Source organism: Bacteroidota bacterium (genome assembly GCA_016183775.1).
Classification (GTDB): Bacteria; Bacteroidota; Bacteroidia; order JABDFU01; family JABDFU01; genus JABDFU01.
Genome location: JACPDY010000136.1, coordinates 1 through 11,324 on the forward strand (window position 1 = coordinate 1; position 11,324 = coordinate 11,324).

Sequence of the window (11,324 nt, forward strand, 5' to 3'; positions counted from 1 at the left end):
AAAACCCTTGATGAAGTAAGTGACTTTATTACACTTGAACTTAGCAACCTCACAGAACAAAGCATAAAAAAAACATGTGGATTTGGGTATGTTTTTTCAAATATAAATTGGACTAATTAATATTTATAATTGGTATTACTTATTTAATCCTATTGGTTTTATTATAGTCATACTTTGACTCTAATTGCAAGTGGTTGATCGAAAAAAGTACAATCCGATACTCACATGACGCTACTTTTACAAGCAAAAGAATTTTTTTGGTTACAAGCATTGTATTTCATCAGGTATATAAAAGTTAAACAATTTTTAAAACATACATGAAAAAGTTTGTTTTTTTCTTACATCTGGTTGTATTAGTAATTTACTATGAGAGTTTTGCTCAAAGTGCAGGTGTTATGGACAATCCACAGAATATATTGGTTTTAAGGGTAAATGCAAATGATTCTAACTCCAAATCTGTCAATAACATTATGAGAATATTATCCGCGCAAGGATGTACATCCGGATGTGGGGATTTAATGCTGAACGAAATTCCATCTAAAACTATGAACTGCAATATGGTGTGTGGTTCGGGTGCCTTGGGAAATAATGGTCTTATAGAGCAATTGGATTCCATACGTTTGGCGTCTGTTTCGGGAAAATGTGCCGCGTGGATGATACCAGCATGGGTGATGTATATTCATACTGATATTAATTCAACAGCACAAAATTATGTCGAAATCAGGTATAATGGAAACGCCGTTGGATATATGGGACCTACCAACCCTGGTGCGCCCTGGCAGTATTTAGGGCCGATGACGGGCTCTAACCAAATATCCATCGTTATTGGTTATTATGCCCGAAATCAAACAAATACTGTGGTTGATATTAAGTTTTGTGATACAGGCAACAACGGATCTTTTAATTGGAATTTAAGGGACATGGTTAAGCAAAGTAATTTGCAGGCAGGCACGTTTACTTTCCCTGGTACTTGCAAAACAGTTACATTTAATCTCAATCAGTTAAAAGGAATAGCAGGATTTTCCTGCACCACTTGTCCTGTTGGCTCTTTAATGGATTACAAAAACGGAAGAGCTTATTTCTGTCCTACTGCACCAGGTGTAAAGCCAGGTAAATATCCCATCACTTACAATTGGAATAATACCTTCGGTTGTGTAAAATCAATTACTGATACAATTACCGTTGTTTCCATATACAATACCACATGGAGTCCGCCAGCAAGCGTTTGTGAATCAGCTACACCTATCAACCTGAATAATTACTTAAGCGGTTCTGCCGATGCCGGAGGCATATGGAGCGGAAGTGGTGTTTCAGGAAATAATTGGGTAACAGCCGGATTAAGCGGTTCAATAACTTTAAACTACACAGTCGGTACAGGAACTACCTGCGAAAAGTCAGAGTCTCACACCATTATTGTGAATGCTAAACCAACTGTTAACATTACCCCGGGTGGTTCCACAAATTTCTGTTCAGGAAAACCGGTAAATCTAACCCTTACCGCATCGGGCACCAACAGCTATATTTGGAGTACAAGTCAAACAGGAGCCGTTATTACTGTAACTCCATCCATCACAACAAGCTACACGGTAACAGGTACAAATAGTCAGGGGTGCGTAAGCACACGATCAATTACTGTTGTAATAAATCCTTCTCCTTCTGTTTCAATATCAGGAAAAGTAAATGTAAAGTGTACAAATGGCTCAAACGGATCTATAAGCTCAACTGTTACTTCAGGCACACCAACATTTAGTTACAGATGGTCAACTAATTCAACATCCAATAATTTAACGGGTATCACTGCCGGATCCTATACGTTGACTGTCACCGATAATAAGGGCTGTACTGTAACTACTTCAGTAACTATCACACAACCTTCTTCCGCGGTTACATTATCAGTGCCGGTTACTACAGGAACAGGTTGCGGATCAAATAATGGTACAGCAACGGCTTCTGCATCTGGCGGAACAGGTGCAATAACATACTTGTGGAGTCCCGGAAACAAAACCGGCAGTAGTATAACCGGCCTGGCTGCAGGAATATATACAGTAACTGCTACAGATGCCAATGGATGCACAGCCACGAGTACCGCCACAGTAGCTCCACCTTCCGGAGGACCTGCTATAACACTCATCAGTAAAAAAAATGTAAAATGTAACGGTAGTGCGAACGGCAGCATTTTCATTTCAGCCCCGGGATCTATTAGTTACTCCTGGAATACAGGTGCAACAACAGATAATATTACAAATATCGGGGCGGGAATTTTTACCGTTACTGTTACAAATACAAACACTTCGTGCAGCAGTATACGTATAGATACTATTTCGGCCCCCCCTGCATATAACATGAACCCTGTAATTACAAATGTTATCTGCAAAGGTTCCACAACAGGAAGTATTAATATTACTCCTACCGGCAATAACGGCTCCTATTCATTTGACTGGTCAACAGTTAATAAACAAACAGAAGATATAAGCGGATTGAAAGCCGGCACTTATACATTAACTATTACAGATATACAGGGCTGTAGCGCTGTATATAGCTATACTATTACTGAACCGGCTACAGGGATTACATCTTCGTTATCGGAAGTAAATATAAAATGTAAAGGCAGCGCAACCGGTTCTATAAATTCAAACGTTACTTCGGGTACACCTACTTACACATACAACTGGTCAAACAATTCAACTTCTAAAAATTTAACGGGTTTAACAGCGGGTTCTTATACCCTAACTATTAATGATAGTAAAGGTTGTTCTTCTATTGCTTCAGCAACCATTACTCAACCTTCCACCGCACTTATATTAACCACACTTACTTCCACCGCAACAGGTTGCGGCGCAAATACAGGTACAGCAACTGCTTCGGCCACCAATGGTACAGGCACATTAACTTATTTATGGAATCCGGGAGGTAAACGGGGCGGGACTATAACAGGCCTTGCAGCCGGAACTTATGTTATAACAGTTACTGACGCAAATGGTTGCTCAATTACAGGCTCCGTTACCGTTGCTCCGCCTGTGGGAGGACCTGTTATAACCAATAACCCTCCAACCAATATAAAGTGTCACGGAGATTTAACCGGAAATATATATACTACTGCTACAGGGGGATCCGGTAATTATATTTATTCCTGGAGTTCAGGAGGTGCTTCAGGTACGGGCAACAGCAGTAATATAATTGGTGTGGGCGCCGGAAATTACACAATTACGTATACTGATATTTCTAATTCCTGTTCAAATTTCAAAACAATAACCATTACAGAACCCCCGGCGTTCAATATGGCACCCCTTACTACAAATATATTGTGTAAAGGATCTAAAACGGGAAGTATTAATATTACCCCAACCGGCAATACTCCAACTTATATATATGATTGGTCTCCTGTTAATAAGCAAACTGAAGATATCACAGGATTAAATCCGGGAGTATATGTATTGTCAATTACAGATTCACAAGGTTGTACGGCCACATTTAGCTATACGATTACTGAACCGGCATTGGGTATTACACTGTCAGTTACCTCAACTCCTTCAAATTGCGCTGCAAGTACCGGAACAGCTGCAGCTAATGCAAGTGGTGGGTCCGGCGTTTACACATATTTGTGGAGTAATGGAAACCAGACCAGTCTTGCCGGTAATTTAGCGGCCGGATTATATATTGTTACCGTAACTGATAGTAAAGGATGCGCCGTAACTGCTTCAGTAAGTATTACGAATCCGAATGCTCCTGTTATAAAAACCACTTCTACCAATGCTTCGTGCGGACAAAATAATGGAACCGCAACTGTTTCCGTTACAGGAGGCGCGAATCCTGTTACTTATTCCTGGAATTTTGGAAGCGCTACAAGTGCCACTATCAGTAATCTTAGCGGAGGAACCTATGTTGTTGTCGTAACAGATGCAAACGGATGTTCAGTTACCGGCACAGCAAGTATTACGGCCAGTCCAAACCCTTCGGCAGATTTTACACCTTCAGTTCTAACCGGTGATTCGCCATTAACCGTCGACTTTGTCAGTACCACTTCCAATGCAACTAAATGGACCTGGGACTTTGGTGATGGCCAAAAAGACACTGTTCAATCACCAAACCATACCTATACTTCGGACGGCAGATACAATGCGTGTTTATTGGCCACAAGCGCAAATGGGTGTAAGGATTCCATATGTAAGACTATTGAAGTATCGGGATTTTTGATTGTCATCCCTAATGTGTTTACACCAAACGGAGATTCCCGGAATGATGTTTTTAAAGTAACTACAAAAGGAATTAGAAATCTTGAGATGAGTATTTGGAATCGCTGGGGATTAAAAATCATTGAAACGAACGGACCTACCGCTACCTGGAATGGATTGACTTCTGCAGAAAAAGAATGCGTGGATGGTACATATTTATATATGATCAGAGCTTTTCGTACCGATGAGAAAGTCTTCGACTATACCGGATTTATTACCCTTATTCGATAGTTTTTAAATATTACCTTTTGTAAAAAATCACACACATGAACTACGAAACAAAAACGGGTGCCATAAATATCAATATGGCGAAACTATAATTGATTACAACCGGACTCTCTCTCTTATAACTTCAGAAAAAGGTATACTCCGGATCTTCGATTCGAGCCAACTATTGAAATCGAAATCCATAGGGTTCTTTATAGAGCTGAGATAATCTGGTGATCTATGCAGCTCTTCCTTCAGAGAAGTAAAAAGCCTGATCGCCGATCGCCGATCACTAAAATTGAGCATCTCCTTTTGAAAAAACCTCAGTATAATCACTTCGTAGTCGCCGGAATTTTGGTCCTGTAGAAATGCTCTTGTATAAGATTGGGCCAGATTTTCAACCAGGTCATAATTGTGTATCTCAAAATGATTGACAATATTGGTAAAAAACAATGATCGCCTTATTGAATCATGCTTCTTTATGTCGGCATCATTCAATCCTTTATTAAACCAATACATGGCTTCTTTGTAACGGCAAGCGCCAAAATACATACTTCCAATATTGTAATAATACATCAGCTTGTAATTCACAAATGAACTGCTTTCAAAAATTTTCGTTTCTTCCTTTAAACTTTTAAAAAAATCTATTCCCTTTTCAAATTCACCCGTATCACTATATAAAACAAATTCAAAAATAGTTGTAGTAAGTATTACATTCATAACAAAGCTTTTACTTGCACGCCTTTGGTTTGCAGTCTGAATAAGCTGTTTCATCCTTTTTATTCCCTTTCCCATATCCTTATATTTTCTTGCCCTTCTGCAAGTCAACACATAGTTGTTTAGTCCGGCAAAATATCCATTCATATTATCGGAGATCTGCTCAGGATACTTTTCCATCAACTCAATTGCCTTTAAAGAATAGGAAAGACTCTCAGGATATTCTTCCCGCCTGAAATGATAAATATCTAATGCTCTTAGCATTTGAATATTCTCCATATAACTATTCATTTCAGGCACCTGACTTAAAGATGCGTCCTGCATAACTTCATTGTATTTCTTAAGGATAAATTTGTCCTTCCGTGCATCAGATTTATTTGGAAGCGAAAGTATTCTTGCGCCTATTTGCCTGTATGAAAAATAGTTTAATAACTTTCTAACAATTTCCCGTTCTTCATTTACAGCACTTTCAATTTCAGTAATCATCCCCAGATCATTCCTGGCGTTTATAAATGTTAGTTTTTGTTCCCACTCAATCACTTCAATCCATGGCAAATATTTTTCGTATTGCCGCACCAACTTTTTTATCTTATTCAATTCCTTTCCGCACAATCCGTATAAAGCTTTATCAAAAAGAAATTTTACATAATGCAGCCGCTCCTTAATTTGTGAATCGACACTGTCATTGCAGTGGTATGCATGAAGGCTTTTGAGAATGGAATTATATAAATAGATCTTGGCAACAGCAAGCCGCTTTCCAAGGGCACTTCCTTTTGTCAAAGCAACTACTTTTTCCTCATCATATTGCGGCGCTCTGGAACGGGTTTGCTTTTCAATAATATCAAACAATTTTATAGAGCAATTATTTCTTTTTGATACATGACGGGAAGAAAAAATTTTGAAATGACGCTTTTCGGACTTGCTCAGTGAGTTAATCAATAAAAACAGGTCGGAGGATGCATTCATATTAAAATATAGATTTATAATATAAATATATATATTATATTGATATTTAACTATTTATATAAGTAAAATTAATTTAGATTTGAAATTATTGAATAAAAATGCCTTGCCAAACCTGCTTTGATTTCATTATATTAATAGTTCAGAATTAAACAAAATAAATTTTCATGAAATAGCCATCACGCCAAAAGGCGTGATCAACCGAAAAATGAATATGGCGTATTCCATTTGACAAACAGCAACTTACAAATTACATACAAATGAAAAACCATTTACTGTTGAAAGAACATAAAAAAATACTTTTCAGGAAGAGAATAGAACTATTTATTGTTCTTTTTTCTCTTTTTCAAAATTCAATTCTGAATGCACAGCAAAATGATCACTTTACTTCTGAAAAAAAGTTGGACAAGTCAGTATATGATAATATTTTAAGTGGCATTTCCGATATCCAGGCGCGGTTTATGAAAAATATGGGACAGTGGGATGGAAATATTACCTATAGCACTTATACAAGCTCTTCAAGCGTTTGCTTTTTGAAGAATGGAGTCAGTTTTTGCTACAAAAAAGAAGACTATGAAGATGAAAAAGAGGCAGAAAAAATAATGGTGTACAACGCATATTTTATCGGCATGAATGAAAAAGTTTCAATTGCCGGCACAGACAAGACAGAGAGCAAAATAAATTATGTGTATAGTACTGATCCTTCTGAAAACATATTAAACGTACCTCAATACAATGCTATCAGGTATAATGAGCTTTATAATAATATTGATATCCGGTATTATAAAACGGATGTAAATCAATTGAAATATGATCTGATACTCAAGCCCGGTGCTGATTTAAACCAGGTCAAAATTAAATACGATGGTGTCCGACAATTAAAGATCAATGCAAATGGCAGACTTGAAATATATACGCCATGGGGCACTATGCAGGAAGAAAGCCCTTATTCATACCAGGTGATTAACGGAATAAAGAAAGAAATCAAAGTAAGTTTCAGGCTTGTTGATCGCGAAACATACAGTTTTAAAGTACTGAGTCCCTATGATCAATTACAAGAGTTGATCATTGATCCTACAATACTTGCCTGGTCAACCTATGCATGTAATAATGGGGTAGGCAACGGATATTTATTTGACATGGCAGTTGATCCTCTGGGCGATATGTATGTAACCGGATGGTATGGCGGATTATATACAACCCCCGGTGTTATAGGCCCGACTTCGGCTTTGGCCGGAAGAGGAATATATATATGGAAATTGGGCGTGAACGGCAACGTGGTAAAATGGGGAACCTATCTCAATTCAGGAAACGAAGGGCATGGAATAGGTGTTAACAGTACTCTAGAGCCAGTAGTAGTTGCCCTCGGAGGAAATGCGATGAAACTGAACAGTACCGGAAGTGCATACATATATAATGTGATGCTTGGTGCAGGAGGCTTTAGTGGTCCAATACCAAGAAGCGTTGTTGTAAATAGTGCCGGCGAAGCATTTATTACAGGAAGCACAACTGGTGGAGGCCTTACAACAGTAGCTGGCTCCTATGATGTATCATTTGGTGGCGGGGGCCGTGATGCCTTTGTTGTAAAACTTAATAATACCGGAACCAGATTATATGCGACATATCTGGGTGGAAGCGGAAAAGAAACAGGAATAGACATTGATATTGATAATGCCGGGAATGCATACATTACAGGTGCCACAACGGGAAATTATCCGATGCAAAATGCCTACGACAACACTTATAACGGAGGAGTAAGTGATATTTTTGTGTCAAAGCTTAATCCTACAGGCACAACCCTTCTGTATTCAACTTACGTTGGTGGAAATGGACAAGAAAGTGATCCGGATTCTTACGAGGTTAATAATGGAGTAAGCCAGGGAATAGTTGTAAATCCGGCGGGTGAAGCATTTGTTACCAGTCAGACTTCCAGCACTGATTTTCCTGCGGTGAATGCATATGACCCCAGTTTCAATGCCGGAACATTTGACTGTTTTGTTTTTAAACTCAATGCAGCAGGAAATGGATTGATCTATTCTACCTATATTGGTGGTAATGATTGGGAGGGAGGTTGTGGAATTACAGTCAATTCATGCGACGAAGCCATTGTGATCGGAGAAAGCAGATCATTGAATTTTCCTATTACTTCCTGTGCGTTTCAAACTACTAATATGGGCAATATTGATTTTGTTGTTTTTAAATTAAATACAACGGGGAATATTTTGCAATATTCCACTTTTTTAGGTGGAAGCGGTTATGATTATCGTGGTGCCAAAATAAGAATATTCAAGGATGACCCTATTATAGCAGGAACTGAACATATGAGTGGCACCTCCTATTTCCCTACTACACCGGGAGCCTGGATGTCATGGCCAAATGGATATGGCGACCTGGCTGTAATGGCAAAGTTTAAAGCAAACGGCGCCAAAGCCGACTTCTCTTACACCACGACTCCGTGCAACATTGTTACTTTCACAGATATGTCGAATGGAAATTGTGTCTGGCAGCAAAACTGGAAGCCCTCCCAATGGATATGGAATTTTGGTGACGGCACCACATCAACTCTGCCAAATCCATCACATACTTATACATCTCCGGGTTCTTACAATGTTCAACTGATTGTGAGTTGTCCAAATGACACCATAATAAAAAAAATAGTTGTTACTTCTGCTGGTTCGGCTTATGCGGGACCTGACGCGATCATTTGTACCGGTAATACTGTTCAACTGAATGCGAGCGGAGGGACTTCATACACATGGACTCCAACTACCGGATTGAACAACCCGAACATCTCCAATCCAATTGCCAGTCCTGCTGTTACAACAAAATATGTAGTAACTGTCGGGGGAGCAACCTGTAATGTTACTGATACTGTGAATGTCACTGTTGTAAACGGTGTTACCGCTAACGCAGGGCCTGATGTTAATTTTTGCCAGGGCGACAGCGTACAGCTTAACGCAAACGGTGGTATGACTTATGTATGGAGTCCGGCTACAGGTCTCAGCGATCCAAACATTGCAAATCCGAAGGCAGCTCCCGGATCAACAACAACTTATACTGTTACTGTTTCTTCAGGAACCTGCAGCGCGACAGACCAGGTTGTTGTTACACGCAATACAAAACCTGTTGCGAATGCAGGACCAGATGTCACAATGTGTATGGGTAGTCCTGTACCTTTGTCGGCGAATGGAGGAACTTCTTACTCATGGTCTCCACAAAATTTTCTGAGCAACTACTTAATTGCAAATCCAATATTAACCGCAATTTTCACTAACACTTACAGGGTTACCGTATTCAATGGTGCCTGCTCCTCAACAGATGATGTATTGATCACTGTTAACCCTGCTCAACCCGGAAGCGCAGGTGCCGACCAGTTAATGTGCCGTGGCTCCAGCGTTACACTTAACGGAAGCCTCGGCACCACCTATTCATGGACACCGTCAACAGGGTTAAGCAACACTACTATTTCAAACCCTGTTTCCACAGCCGGCGTTACAACTGATTATATTGTCAAAATCACCAATGGCAATCCTTATTGCGTAAAGTACGACACGGTCCGTGTAAATGTTGATACAACAACCGTCGATGCAGGGCCAAATGCGAGTGTGTGTTCAGGTGTTAATGTGCAGCTGGGTGCACAAGTGTTGGGAACGCCGGCAAGTGTTTTCTTCCCCTGTGGCAGTAATATTCCCTGCTCGGGTGCGGATATTACAGGGACTCTTGGCACCACTGCTCCAAGCGGTACTTCTCCATATGCCGGAACTGCCACGGATTACCGTATGCAATTGCTGTACCGCGCGGCTGATCTGAAAACTGCCGGTATTACGGCCGGAAAATTAAAATCTATCGCGTTTTATGTAACTACTAAAAATAGTACGTTGCCTTATTCCGGTTTTACTATTAAAATGGGCTGTACTTCTGCTTCTACTCTTGGCTTTTCATGGATCACAGGTTTGACCACTGTCTTTGGGCCTGTTAATTATTCTTCTGTCGCGGGATGGAATACGCATATGCTTACCACTCCTTATAACTGGGATGGTTCTTCTAATATCATTGTTGAAATTTGTTGGGATAACTCTACTGTTTCGGCTGCTGATGTGGTGGCAGGGTTTTCTTCGGGGTTTGGGTCGGTGGCTTATGCTTCTAACGCTACTAACGCTGAGTCGGGATGTTCTATCGCGGCTGTGGGTGGCTCGACTTTGTCGCATCCTTCTACAAGATTTACTTATTGCAAAGGGGTTCCGCAGTTTTCCTGGTCGCCGGCCGCCGGGTTGAATAATGCTTCTATTTCTAACCCCATCGCTGCTCCTGCAACTACTACTACTTATACTGTTACCGTCACCGGCCTGAGTGGTTGCACTAAAACGGATGTGGTTACTGTGCAGGTGAATAGTTGTGGCTGTGTTTTATCTGCTCAGGCGAATGTGACGGCGAATGTGTCCTGTAACGGGGGGAATAATGGCAGTGCTTCGGTGTCTATCAGTAATGGTTCTGGTCCTTATACTTATAAGTGGAGCAATGGCAGCAGTGGTATTACTACCGGTACTACTTTAACAAACAGTGGCCTGGTACAGGGTACGTATACGGTGAGTATCACGGAGGGGGCCTGTACGTCTATTTCTATTGTGTCTATTTCTCAGCCTGACCCTATTGCTGTTACCAGTTCTTTGTCGGCGGCGGCCTGTAATGGTACTGCTGTTGTAACTGCTACGGGGGGTACGGGGGTGTTGTCTTATAACTGGAGTAATGGGGCTACGGGGCAGACTGTGTCGGGACTGGCTCCGGGAACTTCGTATACCATAACTGTTTCGGATGCGAATGCGTGCAGCACTACCGCTCTGATCATGATCAATGCTCCGGCTAATTTTTCTACTTCCAGTACTAATATCAGCTGTTCGGTGAGCGGATCGGCTTCGGTATCGGTCAGCAGTGGTACTTCTCCGTATTCGTTTACCTGGACTAACGGGGCCACCGGGGCTACTGTTTCGGGGCTCGCGTCCGGAAATTATACGGTGAGTGTTACCGAGGGCAATGGCTGTGTGACTACCAAAACGTTCAGCATTACGGGTACGAGTGCCGCTTCGGCTACTTTTTCTAATCCATCGGCTTGCGTGGGTTCGGGTGTGACTTTTACCAACACCGGTACTACGGGTACCTATAGCTGGAACATTGGCTCGCCCATTAATGTCAGCGGCACTACCGTTA

General features: G+C 40.8%; 3 protein-coding genes. 2 read left to right on the forward strand and 1 reads right to left on the reverse strand.

Going from position 1 to position 11,324, the window contains the following annotated elements; translation table 11 throughout:
* Window positions 1-317 precede the first annotated feature (317 nt).
* The gene (locus HYU69_15650; GenBank protein MBI2271775.1) at window positions 318-4,463 is read left to right on the forward strand and encodes a gliding motility-associated C-terminal domain-containing protein; all 4,146 of its coding nucleotides are present in this window, start codon (window positions 318-320) and stop codon (window positions 4,461-4,463) included.
* 93 nt (window positions 4,464-4,556) lie between these two features.
* On the opposite strand, the gene HYU69_15655 is transcribed toward HYU69_15650, so the two are convergent.
* Entirely contained in the window at window positions 4,557-6,122 is a 1,566-nt protein-coding gene (locus tag HYU69_15655) for a hypothetical protein (protein MBI2271776.1), read from the reverse strand.
* Between the two features lie 257 nt (window positions 6,123-6,379).
* Here HYU69_15655 and HYU69_15660 point away from each other — a divergent pair.
* Window positions 6,380-11,324: PKD domain-containing protein (locus HYU69_15660; GenBank protein ID MBI2271777.1), on the forward strand; the 4,945-nt coding region annotated here is incomplete at its 3' end.